Source organism: Streptomyces coerulescens, assembly GCF_042657965.1.
GTDB classification, from domain to species: Bacteria; Actinomycetota; Actinomycetes; order Streptomycetales; family Streptomycetaceae; genus Streptomyces; species Streptomyces coerulescens.
On the sequence record NZ_JBHSKM010000007.1, the window covers coordinates 315,217 to 332,844 of the forward strand.

The 17,628-nt window shown below is 70.6% G+C and carries 15 protein-coding genes; 12 read left to right on the top strand and 3 right to left on the bottom strand.

Annotated features, from left to right (window positions below):
- Nucleotides 1-33 precede the first annotated feature (33 nt).
- From ACFPQ9_RS13285 to ACFPQ9_RS13315, 7 genes are all read left to right on the top strand, one after another.
- Entirely contained in the window at nt 34-1,245 is a 1,212-nt protein-coding gene (locus ACFPQ9_RS13285) for a phosphoglycerate kinase (protein ID WP_380851795.1), read from the top strand.
- 4 nt (nt 1,246-1,249) lie between these two features.
- Nucleotides 1,250-2,026 (top strand): triose-phosphate isomerase, encoded by a 777-nt coding sequence (gene tpiA, locus ACFPQ9_RS13290; protein WP_380851798.1) that lies wholly within the window; start codon nt 1,250-1,252, stop codon nt 2,024-2,026.
- A 129-nt stretch (nt 2,027-2,155) separates the two neighbouring features.
- Entirely contained in the window at nt 2,156-2,386 is a 231-nt protein-coding gene (secG, locus tag ACFPQ9_RS13295) for a preprotein translocase subunit SecG (RefSeq protein WP_380851801.1), read from the top strand.
- Between the two features lie 201 nt (nt 2,387-2,587).
- On the top strand, nt 2,588-2,923 hold the full coding sequence (locus ACFPQ9_RS13300) for an RNA polymerase-binding protein RbpA (protein ID WP_003976875.1): 336 nt from the start codon (nt 2,588-2,590) through the stop codon (nt 2,921-2,923).
- A 183-nt stretch (nt 2,924-3,106) separates the two neighbouring features.
- On the top strand, nt 3,107-4,375 hold the full coding sequence (locus ACFPQ9_RS13305; protein WP_380851811.1) for an MFS transporter: 1,269 nt from the start codon (nt 3,107-3,109) through the stop codon (nt 4,373-4,375).
- Between the two features lie 52 nt (nt 4,376-4,427).
- Nucleotides 4,428-6,083 carry a glucose-6-phosphate isomerase gene (gene pgi, locus ACFPQ9_RS13310; RefSeq protein ID WP_380851814.1) on the top strand — a complete coding sequence of 552 codons (1,656 nt, stop codon included), beginning with the start codon at nt 4,428-4,430 and terminating at the stop codon, nt 6,081-6,083.
- Nucleotides 6,084-6,174: 91 nt separating this feature from the next.
- Nucleotides 6,175-7,122, top strand: coding sequence for a hypothetical protein (locus ACFPQ9_RS13315; protein ID WP_380851817.1), 948 nt, complete (start codon nt 6,175-6,177; stop codon nt 7,120-7,122).
- A gap of 53 nt (nt 7,123-7,175) precedes the next feature.
- On the opposite strand, the gene ACFPQ9_RS13320 is transcribed toward ACFPQ9_RS13315, so the two are convergent.
- The 3 genes from ACFPQ9_RS13320 to ACFPQ9_RS13330 are packed head-to-tail and all read right to left on the bottom strand — an operon-like array spanning nt 7,176 to nt 10,822.
- Entirely contained in the window at nt 7,176-9,458 is a 2,283-nt protein-coding gene (locus ACFPQ9_RS13320) for an ABC transporter permease (protein ID WP_380851819.1), read from the bottom strand.
- Between the two features lie 51 nt (nt 9,459-9,509).
- Complete coding sequence (locus ACFPQ9_RS13325) at nt 9,510-10,310, bottom strand: ABC transporter ATP-binding protein (RefSeq protein ID WP_380851822.1); 801 nt, start codon at nt 10,308-10,310, stop codon at nt 9,510-9,512.
- Nucleotides 10,307-10,822 (bottom strand): PadR family transcriptional regulator, encoded by a 516-nt coding sequence (locus tag ACFPQ9_RS13330; protein ID WP_380851825.1) that lies wholly within the window; start codon nt 10,820-10,822, stop codon nt 10,307-10,309. Before ACFPQ9_RS13330 ends, ACFPQ9_RS13325 begins: the two co-directional genes overlap by 4 nt.
- Nucleotides 10,823-10,948: 126 nt before the next feature.
- Here ACFPQ9_RS13330 and ACFPQ9_RS13335 point away from each other — a divergent pair, with 126 nt between their 5' ends.
- The 5 genes from ACFPQ9_RS13335 to ACFPQ9_RS13355 all read left to right on the top strand — a co-directional run bounded on the left by ACFPQ9_RS13335 (nt 10,949) and on the right by ACFPQ9_RS13355 (nt 17,593).
- Nucleotides 10,949-12,217, top strand: a complete 1,269-nt coding sequence (locus ACFPQ9_RS13335) for an ABC transporter substrate-binding protein (RefSeq protein WP_380851827.1) — start codon at nt 10,949-10,951, stop codon at nt 12,215-12,217.
- Between the two features lie 156 nt (nt 12,218-12,373).
- Nucleotides 12,374-13,999 (top strand): glycoside hydrolase family 13 protein, encoded by a 1,626-nt coding sequence (locus tag ACFPQ9_RS13340; protein WP_380851829.1) that lies wholly within the window; start codon nt 12,374-12,376, stop codon nt 13,997-13,999.
- 49 nt (nt 14,000-14,048) lie between these two features.
- On the top strand, nt 14,049-15,386 hold the full coding sequence (locus ACFPQ9_RS13345) for an ABC transporter substrate-binding protein (RefSeq protein ID WP_380851831.1): 1,338 nt from the start codon (nt 14,049-14,051) through the stop codon (nt 15,384-15,386).
- A gap of 6 nt (nt 15,387-15,392) precedes the next feature.
- Complete coding sequence (locus ACFPQ9_RS13350) at nt 15,393-16,757, top strand: ABC transporter permease subunit (protein WP_380851834.1); 1,365 nt, start codon at nt 15,393-15,395, stop codon at nt 16,755-16,757.
- The gene (locus ACFPQ9_RS13355; protein ID WP_380851837.1) at nt 16,754-17,593 is read left to right on the top strand and encodes a carbohydrate ABC transporter permease; all 840 of its coding nucleotides are present in this window, start codon (nt 16,754-16,756) and stop codon (nt 17,591-17,593) included. The genes ACFPQ9_RS13350 and ACFPQ9_RS13355 overlap by 4 nt, the downstream gene beginning before the upstream one ends.
- Nucleotides 17,594-17,628: the final 35 nt, after the last annotated feature.

Here is a 17,628-nt window from a genome sequence, read left to right on the forward strand (position 1 = left end):
GAGCATACGAACCCTCCTCGGGAGTCCCCTTCCATGAAGACGATCGACGAACTCCTCGCTGAGTCAGTCGCGGGCCGGCGGGTCTTCGTCCGCGCCGACCTGAACGTGCCGCTGGACGGCACCACCATCACCGACGACGGCCGCATCCGCGCCGTGTTGCCCACCGTCAAGGCCCTGGCCGAGGCGGGCGCGCGCGTGGTCGTCGCCTCGCACCTGGGCCGTCCCAAGGGCGCCCCGGACCCCGCGTTCTCCCTCGCGCCCGCCGCCGCGCGCCTCGGTGAACTGCTCGGCGCCGACGTGGCTTTCGCGACCGACACGGTCGGCGAGTCCGCCCAGGCGGTCGTAGCCGGGCTGGCCGACGGCCAGGTCGCCGTCGTCGAGAACCTGCGCTTCAACGCCGGCGAGACCAGCAAGGACGACGCCGAGCGCGCCGCCTTCGCCGACCAGCTCGCCGCCCTCGCCGACGTCTACGTCGGTGACGGCTTCGGTGCGGTGCACCGGGGGCACGCGTCCGTGTACGACCTGCCGGCCCGCCTGCCGCACTACGCCGGCTACCTCATCGCGACCGAGGTCGGCGTCCTCAAGAAGCTCACCGAGGACGTCAAGCGGCCCTACGTCGTCGCGCTCGGCGGCGCCAAGGTGTCCGACAAGCTCGCCGTCATCGACCAGCTGCTCGCCAAGGCGGACCGGCTGCTCATCGGCGGCGGCATGGCGTACACCTTCCTCAAGGCCAAGGGCCACGAGGTCGGCATCTCCCTCCTCCAGGAGGACCAGATCCCGGCCGTCACCGAGTACCTGGAGCGCGCCGAGAAGAGCGGCGTCGAGATCGTCCTGCCCGTGGACGTCCTGGTCGCCGGCGAGTTCCCGGACCTGAAGACCAAGGCCCCGGCCAACCCCACGACCGTCGCCGCGGACGCCATCCCCGCCGACCAGGAGGGTCTGGACATCGGTCCCGAGACCCGCAAGCTGTACGCCTCGAAGCTCGCCGACGCCGGCACCGTCTTCTGGAACGGCCCCATGGGCGTCTTCGAGCACCCCGACTACGCCGAGGGCACCAGGGCGGTCGCCCAGGCCCTCATCGACTCCCCGGGCTTCACCGTGGTGGGCGGCGGCGACTCCGCCGCGGCCGTCCGTACCCTGGGCTTCGACGAGACCGCATTCGGCCACATCTCGACCGGTGGCGGCGCCTCCCTCGAATACCTCGAGGGCAAGACGCTCCCCGGCCTCGCCGCACTGGAGGACTGACCCGATGAGCACGCGCACGCCGCTGATGGCGGGCAACTGGAAGATGAACCTCAACCACCTCGAGGCCATCGCGCACGTCCAGAAGCTCGCCTTCGCCCTGGCCGACAAGGACTACGACGCCGTCGAGGTCGCCGTCCTGCCGCCCTTCACCGACCTGCGCTCCGTGCAGACCCTGGTCGACGGCGACAAGCTGAAGATCAAGTACGGCGCCCAGGACATCTCGGAGCACGACTCCGGTGCCTACACCGGCGAGATCTCCGGCCCGATGCTGGCCAAGCTGAAGTGCACGTACGTGGCGATCGGCCACTCCGAGCGCCGCCAGTACCACGCGGAGACCGACGAGATCGTCAACGCCAAGGTCAAGGCCGCCTACAAGCACGGTCTGACCCCGATCCTGTGCGTCGGCGAGGAGCTGGAGGTCCGCGAGGCGGGCAACCACGTCTCGCACACCCTCGCCCAGGTCGAGGGCGGTCTGAAGGACCTCACGGCCGAGCAGGCCGAGACGATCGTGATCGCCTACGAGCCCGTGTGGGCCATCGGCACCGGCAAGGTCTGCGGCGCCGACGACGCCCAGGAGGTCTGCGCCGCGATCCGCGCCAAGATCGCCGAGCTGTACACGCAGGAGCTGGCCGACCAGGTCCGCATCCAGTACGGCGGCTCCGTGAAGTCGGGCAATGTCGCCGAGATCATGGCGAAGGCCGACATCGACGGCGCCCTGGTCGGCGGTGCCTCGCTGGACGCCGACGAGTTCGTCAAGATCGTACGCTTCCGCGACCAGTGAGTAGGTCGTAGCGGCGATCCGTCGTACCCTTGCGGGGGCATGGTAACTGCATCGATATGCGGCTCCGCCGCGCGGCTACCGTGCCCCCGTCGTCCATCCGAGTCCGAGAGAGTTGGTCCAGCCGTGGTTTTGGGGTTCTCGATCGCCCTGATCGTCTTCAGCGGGTTGCTGATGCTGCTGGTGCTGATGCACAAGGGGAAGGGCGGCGGCCTCTCCGACATGTTCGGCGGTGGCATGCAGTCTTCCGTCGGCGGCTCCTCCGTCGCCGAGCGCAACCTCGACCGGATCACTGTTGTGGTCGGTTTGCTCTGGTTCGCGTGCATTGTCGTGCTCGGCATCCTGATGAAGGTCAGCAACTGACGAGCACGCACATTCCGCACGCAAGGCCCCATGTTCGGTACGCGCAGCTGAGCGCGGCCTATCATGGGGCTTGCGTCTTGGTGGAGGGGCTCTGTAACTCGAATCACTGGACGCGCGTTGGGCCTTACGTAGACTGAGGCGCTCGCAGCGAAGCGAAACGCCGACTCGCTTTGCGGCACCATCACGCAGGGAGTTACGACCGTGGCAAGTGGCAACGCGATCCGAGGAAGCCGGGTCGGGGCGGGGCCGATGGGCGAGGCCGAGCGGGGCGAGTCCGCGCCCCGGCTGCGCATCTCCTTCTGGTGCTCCAACGGGCACGAAACGCAGCCCAGCTTCGCCAGCGACGCGCAGGTTCCCGAAACCTGGGACTGCCCGCGCTGCGGCTTTCCCGCCGGACAGGACCGGGACAACCCCCCGGACCCGCCGCGCACCGAGCCCTACAAGACGCACCTCGCGTATGTACGGGAGCGGCGCAGTGACGCGGACGGCGAGGCGATCCTCGCCGAGGCGCTCGCCAAACTGCGGGGCGAGATCTAGGAATTGAGGACCGGCCGGGTACCCATGGGTGCCTGGCCGGACCTGTCTGACGCGCTGCCCGGACCTGTCCGACGGCGCGCTGCCCGGACTCCGCTCCGAGCCGGTTGTCAGTGGTGCCCTCTACGGTTTGTGTATCGATCTTTCGCATCGGATCGAGGCATCGACGGGCCGGGAGGGGGAGCTGTGGCGACGGCTGAGACGGTGGGCGTGCGCGCGCCGGCATGGCGCGGTGCGTTCGGGCGGCTGTGGAGCGCCGCCGTGCTCTCCAGCGTCGGAGACTCCCTGCGTACGGCCGCCCTGCCGCTCCTCGCCGTCACGCTGACGGACCGGCCGCTGCTGATCGCCGCGGTCACCGCCTGCGGCACTCTGCCGTGGATCGTCTTCGGGCTGCTCGGCGGCGCCGTCGCCGATCGGGTGGACCAGCGGCGCGCGATGTGGACGGTGGACGCGTTACGCGGACTCCTGGTCGCCGCGTTCGCTGTGGCCGTGGCGCTGGGGCACGCCTCGATCGGCCTGCTCATCGCGCTGGCCTTCACCCTGACCACGCTCCAGACCCTGTTCGACAACGCCTCCACCGCCCTGCTCCCCGCCCTGGTCGGCCGCGACGCACTCGGCAGCGCGAACGCCCGGCTGATGACCGGGCAGCGCATCGCGGGTGGACTGATGGGCGGGCCGCTCGTGCCGCTCCTGCTGGCCGCGGGGGCCGCCGTCCCCTTCGCCGCCGATGCCGCCACCTTCCTGGTCGCGGCCGCGCTGGTGGCCTCCCTGCGGATCAAGGCACCCGAGCGGACGCCGGCCCCGGCGGGCAGCACCCTGCGGCGGGAGATCGGGCAGGGGCTGCGCACCCTGTGGCGCGACCGGGCCCTGAGAGGGCTGTGCGCCGCCACCGCCCTGTGCAACATCGGCATGGGCGCCCAGCTCGCCACCTTGGTTCTCCTGGTCACCGGGTGGCTGGACGCCGGGGCCACGGGGTACGCGGCGGCGGGAGCGGCGTTCACCGTCGGGGGTCTGGCCGGGGGAGTGGCCAACGGCTGGATCGTGAAGCGGCTGGGCCGGGTGCGGGCCGTGCTGGTCGCGGGCGCCGTGCAGACCGGGGCCCTGATCGTCATGGGCACCGTGCGCAGCCTGGCCGTGCTGATGGCGGCACTGATCGTCTTCGGGATCATGGGCATGGTGTGGAACGTCAACACGACGACGCTCATGCAGCAGCGCAGCCCCGTCGAGCTGCTGGGCCGGGTGGCCTCGGCCTTCCGGACCCTGGCCTTCGCCGGGGTGCCGCTCGGCGCCCTGCTGGGCGGTGCCGTCGCCACCGTCTGGGGCCTGAACACTCCGCCCCTGCTCACGGCGGCCTTCTTCGTACTCGCCCTCATCGCGCTGATACCCGCGGGCAAGCAGGACGTACCTGTTGTTGCGCCGGACGACGACGCCAGGACAGCTCGTGTCCCGCGCTGATCAATTAGGTTGGAACCGCTGGGACAGGCACGAAAGAAGGCTGAAGTCGGACATGAACGCAGACGGCCGTACCAGGCTCAACCAGACGCCCGAGTGGACCGCGCTGGCAAAGCACCGCGAGGAGCTCGGCGAAGTGCGGCTGCGGGAGCTGTTCGCCGCCGACGCGGGCCGCGGAGCCAGGTACACCCTGCAGGTCGGCGACCTGCACATCGACTACTCCAAGCACCTGGTCACCGATGAGACGCTACGGCTGCTGCGCGAGCTGGCCGCCGCGACGGACGTGTTCGGACTGCGGGACGCCATGTTCCGCGGCGAGAAGATCAACACCACCGAGGACCGTGCGGTGCTGCACACCGCGCTGCGCGCCCCGCGCGAGGCGGTCGTCGAGGTCGACGGGGAGAACGTCGTCCCGGGTGTGCACGCCGTCCTCGACAAGATGGCCGGCTTCGCCGAGCGGGTCCGCTCCGGCGCCTGGACCGGCCACACCGGCAAGCGGATCAAGAACGTCGTCAACATCGGCATCGGCGGCTCCGACCTCGGCCCGGCGATGGCCTACGAGGTGCTGCGCAGCTTCACCGACCGCGACCTCACCGTCCGCTTCGTGTCGAACGTCGACGGCGCCGACCTGCACGAGGCCACCCGGGACCTGGACGCGGCCGAGACGCTGTTCATCATCGCCTCCAAGACGTTCACCACGATCGAGACGATCACCAACGCCACGTCCGCGCGGAACTGGCTGCTGGGTGAGCTGAAAGCCGATCAGGACGCCGTCGCCAAGCACTTTGTCGCCTTGTCGACGAACGCCGAGAAGGTCGCCGACTTCGGCATCGACACGGCCAACATGTTCGAGTTCTGGGACTGGGTCGGCGGGCGGTATTCGTACGACTCGGCGATCGGGCTGTCCCTGATGATCGCCATCGGCCCGGACCGCTTCCGGGAGATGCTCGACGGTTTCCGGATCGTCGACGAGCACTTCCGCACCGCGCCCGCCGAGGCCAATGTGCCGCTGCTGCTGGGCCTGTTGGGCATCTGGTACGGCAACTTCCACGATGCCCAGTCGCACGCGGTGCTGCCGTACAGCCACTACCTGTCCAAGTTCACCGCGTATCTCCAGCAGTTGGACATGGAGTCCAACGGGAAGTACGTCGGCCGGGACGGGCGGGAGGTCGACTGGCAGACCGGGCCGGTGGTGTGGGGCACGCCGGGCACCAACGGTCAGCACGCGTACTACCAGCTCATCCACCAGGGCACCAAGCTGATCCCGGCGGACTTCATCGGCTTCGTGGAGCCGGTCGCCGAGATGAGCGACGGGCTCAAGGCGCAGCACGACCTGCTCATGGCGAACTTCTTCGCGCAGACACAGGCGCTGGCGTTCGGCAAGACGCCGGAGGAGGTGCGCGCCGAGGGAGTGCCCGAGGAGCTGGTGGCCCACAAGACGTTCAAGGGCGACCACCCGACGACCACGATCCTCGCGCGCGAGCTGACGCCGTCCGTGCTGGGCCAGCTGATCGCGCTGTACGAGCACAAGGTGTTCGTACAGGGCGCGGTGTGGAACATCGACTCCTTCGACCAGTGGGGCGTGGAGCTCGGCAAGGTCCTCGCCAAGCGGGTCGAGCCCGCGCTGACCGACGGTGCCGAGGTCCCGGGTCTTGACGCGTCGACGAAGGCGCTCGTCACCAAGTACCGGGAGCTGCGCGGCCGGCAGTGACCACGGACACGGAAAGCGGGCGGCGCGTGGCCGTCCGCTTCCCGTAGACTCCCTCGGTGATCATGACAACGATCACTCGGGGGAGTGTAAGTTGACGTATCCACAAGGGAGTTGGACCGGCGGCACACTGACCGCGCGGTCGTTCCTGAGGCCTCATCACGTGGCCCGGGCGGTGTTCCACCCGACGTGGATCCCGCAGTCGCTGGATCCTTCGGTGGACGCCCTCAAGAAGGCGCGGGTCATCGCCGGCGCGGTCGCGGCGTTCGGTGTCTACACCTTCGTGGAGGGCGGGTTCGCCTTCGACGAGATGCTGGACAACGCGGCGACCGCCTGTCTGGTGCTGCTGTTCATCACACCGCTCACGGTCGGTGTGATGCTCTACTTCTGGCAGCGTTCCGGCGCCGGAACGGTGGCGCAGCTGAAGGAGCCGCTCGTCCGGTCGCTGAAGTTGCTGCTGCTGTTCATCGGCTCGGCGCTCGGGACGGTGCTGATCTTCCAGTTGGGCGGCTCCCTCGGGGCCCTCGGGAGCATGCTGGTCAGCCTTGTGGGGCTCTGGATGGCGTTCTTCGTGATCGCCGGCGCCTACCGGATCTCGGGGAACTTCTTCGGCACCGCCGTCGTGCACCGCTGTCTGCCGCCGCTGCTGGCCACGGTGACGACATGGCTGATGGCCGTTCCCGATCTCGTCACCGGTGACCTGCACGGCCTCAGCCTCGCCATGGGCGTCTTCTTCATCCTGGGTGCTCCGGTGACGGTCACGGCCATCGCGATGCTGGAGATGGGCCGCCTCAAGAGCCGCTACGGCATCCGGCTGGCGGACCACCCGGCAGTCCTGCCGCCGGTGCCGGCACCCGCGCCCGGTCCGACGCCGACCCCGCCGCCACCGTCGTACGCCCCGAACGGCTTCGTGCGGCCGCAGGGCAACCCGTACGCCCCGCAGCCGCCGCAGAATCCGTACGCCCCGCAGCCGCCGCAGAATCCGTACGCCCCGCAGCCGCCGTACAACCCGCCGGTGCCGCCCCCGTACAACCCGCAGTAGCTCCGCGGGCACCGGTCGGGCGACCGCCTCGGGCGCCCCCCTCAGGCGAGCGCTCAGGCGACCGCGCTAAGGGTGTCCGCCAGGCGGTGGCGGGCCGCGCGGTGGGCGGGGAGGGCGGCGAGGGCGGCCGCGCCCGTGACCGCCGCCGTGCCGAGCAGGAGCAGCAGCGCGGGGGACGGGCTCTGGGCGATCCCGGCGCCGATGCCGCTCGACCGGCCCTGGGTGTCGATCAGCCAGTGCGCGAGGGGTGCGCCCAGGGCCGTGCCGATGACGACCGCGGCCAGCGCGGTGCAGGCGGTGGACGTGACGGTGATCGCGGTGATCTGCCGTGGTGAGAGGCCGATGGCCTTCAGGGCCAGCAGGTCGCGCTCGCCCTCGCGGACGGTGCCGCCGATCGCGGTCAGCAGCTCGATGAGCCCGATGAGGGCCAGGACGGCGATCAGGCCCACGACGACTCCGCGCAGGGGCGAGAGCCCGTCGGCCGGGTTCGGCACGGCGTGTATGTCCAGGCGTCCCTGCCCGGCGTCGGACAGCCGGCCGGCGACCTCGGCGGCGTCCGCGCCGGGGCGCAGCCGCAGCTCGTAGAGGGTCGGGCCGAGGCCGGGGTCGTTCTCGCGCAGAGTGTCGAGAGAGGTGGAGATCACCCGGCCGGCGTTCTCCGGTTCGATGCTGCGGCCCACGATGTGCAGGATCTGCGGCTGGTCGCCGACGGTCATCCGCACCCAGTCGCCGACCTTCGCGTTCAGCAGATCCAGCAGCCCCTGACCGGCGACCGCCTCGTCGCGGCCCTGGGCGGCGCGGCCCTCCGCCAGGGCGTACGGGTAGGGGTCCTGGTCGGAGCCGAGGCCGCGCAGGGCGATCGTGGCCGTCTGGCCGGGGACCAGGGCGGCCACCTCCACGCCCGGGTAGGCGGCGGCGACCTGCGGGTCGCGTTCCAGCAGCGTACGGGCGTCGCCGTCGGCCAGGCCGGAGTCGGCGTGGACGGTCAGGGAGGTCGGCAGGCCGATCTGCTCGGGCCGGCTGTCGAAGCGGTCGATGGTCGTCCACGCGCTCATGGCCACCACGATCAGCAGCAGCGGCAGCGCCAGCCGTGCGACCGTGGCCAGTGACCGGGGGCGCCGATTGAACGCCCGGTGCCAGCCCAGGACCAGCGCGGGCGGCAGCCGCAGCCCCAGCGCCTGCCGGGCCGCACCCGAGAGCCGCCCGCCCAGCGGAGCCGCACGACGCGGCACCGGCACCGGCGGCACCCGGCCCGCCCGCCAGGCCGCGAGCCCCGTGGTCGCGCCCATGAACAGCACCGCCCCCACCGGCACCACGAACAGCGCCACCGTGTGCCCGGGCAGCCCCTGCCACACGCCGACCGCGTCCCCGAGCCGACCCGGTATACGGCTGCCCAGGGCCTGGATGAGGGACGCGGCGGCCACGGCGCCCAGCAGCGCGAAGGCGAGATGCTGGAACAGGAAGACGCGGACCACCTGAGCCGGGGTGAAGCCGATCGCCTTCAGCACCGAGATGTCCCGCAGATGGCCGCGGATACGGGTGCCGATCGCCCCGTGCACGGCGAGCCCGGCGGCGACCAGCGCGCCGAGACCGAACAGCCCCAGCACCTGCCCGAGCAGCCGGTAGTCGCCCTGTGCCTCGGCGCGGGCCTGCTTCCAGGTGGAGACCTCGCTGACCGCACCGGCACCCAGCACCGTCACGGCGCGCTGGACGGCGTAGTCCGTGTCGTCGGGGTCGGTCAGACGCAGCCCGATCACCTGCCCGCCCGGGTTGCGCACGGCGGACGGCGGCGCCCAGACCAGGCCCGCCTGCTCGCCCGCCCGGTAGCGCGGCTCGGCGCTGTCGGCGATGCCGAGGACGGTCAGGGTCCGGCCGGTGCCGGGCAGGGTGAGGGTGTCGCCGGGGGCGGCCAGCAGGGCGCGGGCCAGTCGGCTCTCCAGGACCACGCCGTCGGGGTTCGCCGGGTCCAGCCAGTGGCCCGAGGCCAGCAGCGGGCGGCCGACGGTGGGGCGCTCGGGCGTGCCGCGCAGCTCGACGGAGGCGCGGGTGCCGCGGGAGGCGAGTGTGGTGGACGCGGTGGGGTAGGGGCCCGCGACGGATTCGACGCCGTCGAGTGCGGCCAGCTTCGCGGAGTCGGCCGCGGCACCGGTGTGCAGCCAGACGTGGGCGCCGCGCGCCTGGGTGAAGACGCGCTGCCAGGGGTTGGTGGCGTAGCCGAAGAGGGCCGTGGCCAGCAGCAGCGAGACGACGATGCCGGCCGTGGCCAGGACGAGGAACAGCGCCTCGCCGCGGTGCGTGCGCAGATCGGAGTGCGCCCAGCGCAGGGTGGCTCGCACGGGCCTCAGCCCCTCGGCCCGGGATCGGGGACGTGCTCGGACGTGCGCATCTCAGTCCCTGAGCTCCAGCTCCAGCACACCGGAGGTGCCGGCCCGGCGCGGCGGCGGGCCGCCGTCCAGCTCGGCGTCGTCGGCTATTCGGCCGTCGAAGAAGCTGATCACCCGGTCCGCGGCGCTCGCCAGCCGGGCGTCATGCGTGACCAGCACGATCGTCTGGCCCCGCTGGTGGAAGCGGGACAGCAGCCGCATCACCTCGCGGGTGCCCTTGCTGTCCAGGCTGCCGGCGGGTTCGTCGGCCAGCAGCAGCGGCGGCCGGTTCACCAACGCCCGGGCCAGCGCGACCCGCTGCTGCTCACCGCCGGACAGCTCGCCCGGCATGCTGCGCTCCTTCTCGGCGAGTCCGAGCTCCTCGAGCAGTTCGGTCCGCTCGACGCGGGCCCGCTTCGGCGGGACGCCGGCCAGCAGGGCGGGCAGCTCGACGTTGTCGGCGACGGACAGGTTGGAGACCAGGTTGAAGAACTGGAAGACGATCCCGATGCGTTTCCTGCGCTCCACCGACCAGCGGGCCTCGCTCCACCGGTCCGCGCACTCGCCGTCCAGCCAGACGGCGCCGGCGTCCGGCCGCTGCAACCCGCCCAGCAGATGCAGCAGGGTCGACTTGCCGGCACCGGACGGACCGGTGACGGCCACGAACTCGCCGCGTCGCACGGAGAGATCGACGCCGCGCACGGCATGCGCCGGGGCACCCTCGCCGTAGTGCGTCTTGGTCAGGGCCTCGGCACGCAGGACGGGACGCTCGTCGGCCTCCGCGGGGCCGTCGGCGCGCGGCACAGGAGCGGAATCGTCGCTCACTCCAGCTCCTCCAGCTCTTCCTGGCACCGCTCCAGCCAGTCGAGGTCGGCTTGAAGGTGCAGCATCGCGCCCTCGATCAGCAGATGGGCGATGCGGTTGTCCCGGTTCTCGGCGGCGGCCAGCTTCGACAGTTGACGCATGGTGTTCAGATACTGGCGCCGCTGTTTGTTGATGAGGGCGATCCGGTCGGCGAGACCGGTCTGCGGGGCGACGGCCAGTTTCATGAAGAACTCGTCCCGCACCCGCGGCTCGTCCTCGGTCTCCTCGAACCAGGCGCGCAGCGCCTCACGCCCGGCTTCGGTGAGGTGGTAGACCTTCTTGTTGGGCCGACTCGACTGCTCGACGTCCTCGCCCTCTATCAGCCCCGATTTCTCGAGGCGGCCGAGGGTCACATAGATCTGGCCGACGTTCGGCTGAGGGTACGCGGAGCCCAGCATCTGCTCAAGGTCCTGCTTCAGCTCGTATCCGTGGGCCGGGCCACGCGCCAGCAGGGCCAGGAGAGACAGCCGCACTCGTGCTCTCCTCCCGTATCCCGAGCTAATGTGCCGCAGGCTCTAGTATCCCGCATACCTAACAGGTATACATGGCCTCTGACCCCGGGCAAAGATGCCCGGTGCCAGCTGTACAGGGAGGAACCTATGCGGTGGATCCACACCGCCGGTAGGGGCCTTCTCGTCCTCGTCGTGATCCTGACCGGCTATGTCGCCTCCGGCGCCCGTGCCGACGAGGGGACCGCGGGTGGCAGGGGGCCGTTGACCCTCGCCACCGCCGGAGACCTCACCGGCTATCTCGGCTCCGTGCTGGAGGGCTGGAACCGCACTCACCCCGACGAGAAGGTCACCCTCGTCGAGCTGCCCGACTCCGCCGACGAGACACACGCGCAGATGACCACGGATCTGCGCGGCGGCGACCGCAGCCGCTTCGACATCCTCAACATCGACGTCAACTGGACCTCGGAGTTCGCGGCGCACGGCTGGATCCGCCCGCTCGCGCGCGACCGGTTCCCGCTGGACACATTCCTGCCGCCGGTCGTGGACACGGCGACCTACGACGGACGGCTGTACGCGGTCCCGTACGTCACCAACGCCGGCCTGCTCCTGTACCGCAAGGACATCCTCGCCAAGGAGGGCCTCGACCCGCCGCGCACCTGGGCCGAGCTGGAGAAACAGGCCAAGACCGTCGCGCCTGAGTACGGCCTCGACGGCTACGCGGGCCAGTTCCTGCCGTACGAGGGCCTCACCGTCAACGCCGCCGAGTCCGTCTACTCGGCGGGCGGCTCGATCCTCGGCGACGAGGGCGAGCGGGTCACCGTGAACTCGACGGCGGCCCGCGACGGCATCGACTTCCTCGCCCGGGGTGTGCGCGAGGGCTGGATCCCGAAGCAGGCGCTCACCTACAAGGAGGAGGAGTCCAAGCAGGCTTTTCAGGACGGGCGTCTGCTGTTCCTCCGCAACTGGCCGTACGCCTACGTCGGCGCGTCGGCCAAGGGGTCGCCGGTCGCCGGGAAGATCGGCGCCGTGCCGCTGCCGGGGCCGGACGGGCCCGGGACGAGTGTGCTGGGCGGTTCCAACCTTGCCGTCAGCAGCCACGCCGAACACCCCGACTCGGCCGCGCGGCTGCTCGCGTATCTGACCAGTGAGCGCGTCCAGCGACAGGTCCTCACACGCGGCGCCCTGCCGCCCGTACGGGCCGACCTGTACGAGGATCCGGATCTGATCCGGGAGTTCCCGTATCTGCCCACCCTGCGCGAGAGCGTGCGCACGGCCGCGCCGCGTCCCAAGAGCCCGCGCTACGACCAGGTGAGCCTGGTGGTGCAGGCGGTCGTGCACGACGCGATGACCGGGCGCCAGACGCCCGAGGCTGCGGTGCGCCGGCTGGCGCGCGAACTCGACGCCGTCGCGCGCTGAGCATTCACTCCGGCTGACTAGTTACTTGTTAGGTAACGGCAGCGTCTCATCCTCTCCCTTCTCGCCCCATTATGTCCGAGTTCGTCGGGCCAACTGTTCGGTAGCTTGCGTCCAGTTCATTGACACCCTCCGGAAACGGCTACTTAACATGCATGCATGCTGAGTAAGTACCACTGGTGGCGTGACGCGGTGATCTACCAGGTCTACGTCCGCAGCTTCCTCGACAGCACCGGCGACGGTGTCGGCGATCTCGCCGGGGTCCGCGCGGGGCTGCCGTACCTCAAGAAGCTCGGGGTCGACGGGATCTGGCTGAGCCCCTTCTATCCCTCCCCGCAGGCCGACCACGGCTACGACGTGGCCGACTACTGCGATGTCGACCCGCTCTTCGGCGACCTCGCCGAGTTCGATCTGCTGGTCGCCGCCGCCCGGCGACTCGGGATCAAGGTGCTGCTCGACATCGTCCCCAACCACTGCTCCAGCGAGCACCGCTGGTTCGAGGAGGCGCTGACCGCCGAGCCCGGCAGCGCGGCCCGCGCTCGCTTCCACTTCGCGGACGGCCGGGGCGCCGACGGCTCCGAGCCGCCCAACAACTGGCACGCCATGTTCGGCGGCCCGGCCTGGAGCCGGGTGACCGAGGCGGACGGGCAGGACGGCCAGTGGTACCTGCACATGTTCACGCCCGAGCAGCCCGACTGGAACTGGCGCAACCCGGAGGTCGGCGCCGAGTTCGACCGGGTCCTGCGGTTCTGGCTCGACCGGGGTGTCGACGGCTTCCGTATCGACGTCGCCGCCGGCCTCTACAAGCACCCGGAGCTGCCCGACTCCGACGACCCGGAGGTCGACGCCCGCACCCGCGACTCGGTCAACCCGCTCGCCTGGAACCAGCCCGAGGTGCACGCGGTGTGGCGCCAGTGGCGCTCCATATGCGAGGAGTACACCGCCCGCGACGGCCAGGAGCGCCTTCTGGTGGGCGAGGTCTCCGTCCCGACCGCCCGCGAACACGCGCTGTACGTCCGCTCCGACGAACTCCACCAGGCCTTCTTCTTCGACCTGCTCAGCGCCCCCTGGGAGGCCGGCGCCTTCCGCAAGGTCATCTCCGAGGCCATGCAGGACATAGCCGGCACGGGCTCGACGGTCACCTGGGTGCTCAACAACCACGACCAGGTCCGCACCGTCACCCGCTACGGCGAACCCGCCACCGAGGGCAGCGGCCTCGGCGCCGCCCGCGCCCGCGCCGCCGCGCTGCTGATGCTGGCGCTGCCCGGAGCCGCGTACATCTACCAGGGCGAGGAGCTCGGTCTGCCCGAGGTCGTCGATCTGCCCGACGACGTGCTCACCGACCCGATCTTCCGCCGCACCGGAAGCCGGGCCCGGATCCGCGACGGCTGCCGGGTGCCGCTGCCGTGGTCGGGCCAGGCCTCGCCCTTCGGCTTCACCTCCGGCGCCGAGAGCGCCAAGCCGTGGCTGCCGCAGCCGGAGTACTTCGCCGAGTACGCCACCGACCGGGCGCTGGCCGACACCCGCTCCTTCTGGCACCTGTACCGCGACGGCCTCCAACTGCGCGCCGGACTCCCGCAGTTGGGCGAGGGCTCGCTGCGCTGGCTGGACAGCGCGCCCGGCGTTCTGGCCTTCGAGCGCGGCGACGGCGTGGTCTGCGCCGTCAACTTCGGCACGGCGCCCACCCCCGCGCCGGTCTCCGGCACCCCCCTGTTGTCCAGCGGTCCCTGCCCGGCCGGGGTACTGCCCGGCTCCACCGCCGCCTGGTGGATCAACGACCGCTGACTTTTCCCCCGACCTCCGTCAACTCCCCATCCCCGAAGGGACATCAACGATGATGCGACGACGTACCACCCTGCTCACCGGCTGCACCGCACTCGTCCTGGCGCTCGGCGCGACCGCCTGCGGTGGCGGCGACGTCTCCGCCGGCGGCGGCGACAAGGCGCTGAGCGGCCAGACGGTCACCGTGGCCGGTGTCTGGTCCGGCAGCGAGCAGAAGAACTTCCAGAAGGTGCTCGACGCCTTCACCGAGAAGACCGGCGCCAAGACCCAGTTCACCTCCACCGGCGACAACGTCTCCACCGTCGTCGGCAGCAAGATCGAGGGCGGCAACGCCCCCGACGTCGTGATGGTCCCGCAGGTCGGCGTGCTCAAGCAGTTCGCGCAGAGCGGCTGGCTCAAGCCGCTGTCCGGCGCCGCCCAGAAGTCCGTGGACACCAACTTCGCCCCCGTGTGGAAGAACTACGGCAGCGTCGACGGCACCCTCTACGGCCTCTACTTCAAGGCCGCCCACAAGTCGACCGTCTGGTACAGCCCCGACGCCCTCGCCCAGGCCGGCGTCGAGGCGCCGAAGACGTACGACGAGATGCTGAAGGCGGGGCAGACCGTCTCCGACTCCGGCCTCGCCGCCTTCTCGGTCGCCGGACAGGACGGCTGGACGCTCACCGACTGGTTCGAGAACGTCTACCTCTCCCAGGCGGGACCCGAGAAGTACGACGCGCTCGCCGCGCACGAGCTGAAGTGGACCGACGCCTCCGTGGTCGAGGCGCTCACCACCCTCGGCAAGCTGTTCAAGGACAAGCAGCTGATCGCGGGCGGCCAGAAGGGCGCCCTGAACACCGACTTCCCGGGCTCGGTGGAGAAGGTGTTCGGGCCGAAGCCCGAGGCGGGCATGGTCTACGAGGGCGACTTCGTCGCGGGCGTCGCCAAGGACCAGTTCGGCAAGAAGATCGGCGAGGACGCCAACTTCTTCCCGTTCCCGGAGGTCGGCGGCGGCAAGGAGCCGGTGGTCAGCGGCGGTGACGCGGCCGTCGTCCTGAAGGACGGCAAGAACCAGAAGGCCGGCATGGCGCTCCTGGAGTACCTGGCGACGCCGGAGGCCGCGGCGGTGTGGGCGGAGGCCGGCGGCTTCCTGTCCCCGAACAAGAACGTCGACCTCGCCTCGTACGGCGACGACGTCACCCGTGCGACCGCCAAGTCCCTTGTCGCGGCGGGTGCTTCCGATTCGGTCCGCTTCGACATGTCCGACCAGGCCCCGGCGGCGTTCGGCGGCACCAAGGGCGCGGGCGAGTGGAAGCTCCTCCAGGACTTCCTGCGCGACCCGTCCGACCCGAAGGGGACGGCGGCGAAGCTGGAGGCCGCGGCGGCCAAGGCGTACCAGGGCCAGGGCTGACCCGATATGACCGCCACTCTCCTCAAGGAGGCGGGCCGGGGGGCCGCCGTGAGCCCGGGCAGGGAACGTGCCCGGCGCTCGCGGCGCCGCGCGCGGATCGTCGCCCTCCTCTTCGTCTTCCCGGCGCTGCTCCTGCTCGGCGCGCTGGTTGTGTATCCGGTGCTGTTCTCGATCGGCCGTAGCTTCTTCGACGCCTCCGGAAGCCGGTTCGTCGGCGGCGAGAACTACACGGAGATGTTCCGCGACCCGGCCACCCTCAAGGCCATCCGCAACACCACGATCTGGGTCGTCGTGGCCCCGGCCCTGCTCACCGGCCTGGGTCTGATCCTGGCCGTGCTGGTGGAAAAGGTCCGCTGGGCGACGGCCTTCAAACTGCTGCTGTTCATGCCGATGGCGGTGTCCTTCCTCGCCGCGGGCATCATCTTCCGTCTCGCCTACGACGAGGACCCCGACAAGGGCGTGCTGAACGCGGCCGTCGTCTCCGTGCACGACGCCTTCCAGGGCACGTCGACCTATCCCACGGCCCGGGCACGCGACGGGCAGGGACTGACGAAGGACCCGGACGGCTCGTACCGCACCAGCGCGAGCGTGTCCCCGGGTGACGCGCTCACCCTCGGCCTGGTCGGTGTCCTCCCCGACGACCTGCCCGGCGGCACCGAACCTGCGTACCCGGCGGCGGGACAGAAGGCCGGCCCCGGTGAGCTGCGCGGTGTCGTGTACCTCGACTTCACGCCCGGCGGGGGAGGGGAGCAGGGCAAGGTCGACCGGCGCGAGAACGGGCTGCCGGAGATGACGGTCGAGGCGTCGCGCGCCGGGGAGACCGTCGCCACGGCGACCACCGCGTCCGACGGCTCCTTCCGCTTCGAGGGACTGGACGACGGCTCGTACACGGTGAAGCTGCCGGCCTCGAACTTCGCCGCCCCCTACGAGGGCATCTCCTGGCTCGGGCCGACGCTCGTCACACCGGCGATCATCGGGGCGTACCTGTGGATCTGGACCGGCTTCGCGATGGTCCTGATCGGCGCGGGACTGTCGACGCTGCCACGGGACGCGCTGGAGGCGGCGCGGATGGACGGCGCGAACGAGTGGCAGATCTTCCGGAAGATCACGGTGCCGCTGCTGGCGCCGGTCCTCACGGTCGTCTTCGTCACCCTCGTCATCAACGTCATGAAGGTCTTCGACCTCGTCTACATCATCGCGCCCGGTCCCGTGCAGGAGGACGCGACCGTGCTCGCGACGCAGATGTGGCTGGTGTCGTTCGGCGGCGGCAACAACCAGGGGCTCGGCAGCGCGCTGGGCGTGCTGCTCCTGCTGCTGGTCATCCCGGCGATGGTCTTCAACGTCCGCCGCTTCCGAAGGAGTCAGCGATGAACGCGGTCAGGCGGGGCCTGGGCAATGGAGTGGTCCAGGCGTTCCTCGTGGTGATCGGGCTGGTGTGGCTGACCCCGCTGGCCGGGTTGTTCCTCTCCTCCCTGCGCTCCGCCGAGGAAACGGCGAGCGGCGGCTGGTGGACGGTGTTCACCAGCCCCGGCCAGCTGTCCTTCGACAACTACTCGGCGCTGCTGGGGAACGCCGGGATCAGCCAGGCCTTCTGGAACACCGTGCTGATCTCGGTGCCGGCGACCCTGCTCGTGGTCGTCCTCGCCGCCCTCGCCGGATACGCCTTCGCCTGGCTGGACTTCCCCGGCCGGGAGGCGCTCTTCCTGGTCGTCGTGGCGCTGCTCGTGGTGCCGGTGCAGATCGGTCTGCTTCCGGTCGCCAAACTCTTCGGCCAGCTGGGGCTGTTCGGCACGATTCCCGGCGTTGTCCTCTTCCATGTGGCGTACGGGCTGCCGTTCGCGGTGTTCCTGCTGCGGAACTACTTCGCCGAGATGCCGAAGGAGATGCTGGAGGCGGCGCGGATGGACGGGGGGAGCGAGTGGCGGATCTTCACGCGGCTGGTGCTGCCGGTGGGGCGTCCCGCCATCGCCTCGCTGGCCATCTTCCAGTTCCTGTGGGTGTGGAACGACATGCTGGTGGCGCTGCTGTTCGCCGACAGTTCCGCGCAGCCGCTGACGGTTGAACTCCAGTCGCAGATACGGCAGTTCGGCAGCAATATCGATGTGCTGGCGCCCGGGGCGTTCGTGTCGCTGGTGGTGCCGGTGGTCGTGTTCTTCGCGTTCCAGCGGCACTTCGTGCAGGGGGTCATGGCGGGTTCGGTGAAGTAGCGCATACGTTTCGGGCCCTCACTTCGCGGTGAAGT

Excerpts from the sequence above, each read along its gene's own strand:
- ACFPQ9_RS13345 (WP_380851831.1), top strand. The coding sequence starts at position 14,049 with ATGATGCGACGACGTACCACCCTGCTCACCGGCTGCACCGCACTCGTC.
- pgi (WP_380851814.1), top strand. The coding sequence starts at position 4,428 with ATGAACGCAGACGGCCGTACCAGGCTCAACCAGACGCCCGAGTGGACC.
- tpiA (WP_380851798.1), top strand. The coding sequence starts at position 1,250 with ATGAGCACGCGCACGCCGCTGATGGCGGGCAACTGGAAGATGAACCTC.
- ACFPQ9_RS13355 (WP_380851837.1), top strand. The coding sequence starts at position 16,754 with ATGAACGCGGTCAGGCGGGGCCTGGGCAATGGAGTGGTCCAGGCGTTC.
- ACFPQ9_RS13285 (WP_380851795.1), top strand. The coding sequence starts at position 34 with ATGAAGACGATCGACGAACTCCTCGCTGAGTCAGTCGCGGGCCGGCGG.
- ACFPQ9_RS13335 (WP_380851827.1), top strand. The coding sequence starts at position 10,949 with ATGCGGTGGATCCACACCGCCGGTAGGGGCCTTCTCGTCCTCGTCGTG.
- ACFPQ9_RS13340 (WP_380851829.1), top strand. The coding sequence starts at position 12,374 with ATGCTGAGTAAGTACCACTGGTGGCGTGACGCGGTGATCTACCAGGTC.
- ACFPQ9_RS13350 (WP_380851834.1), top strand. The coding sequence starts at position 15,393 with ATGACCGCCACTCTCCTCAAGGAGGCGGGCCGGGGGGCCGCCGTGAGC.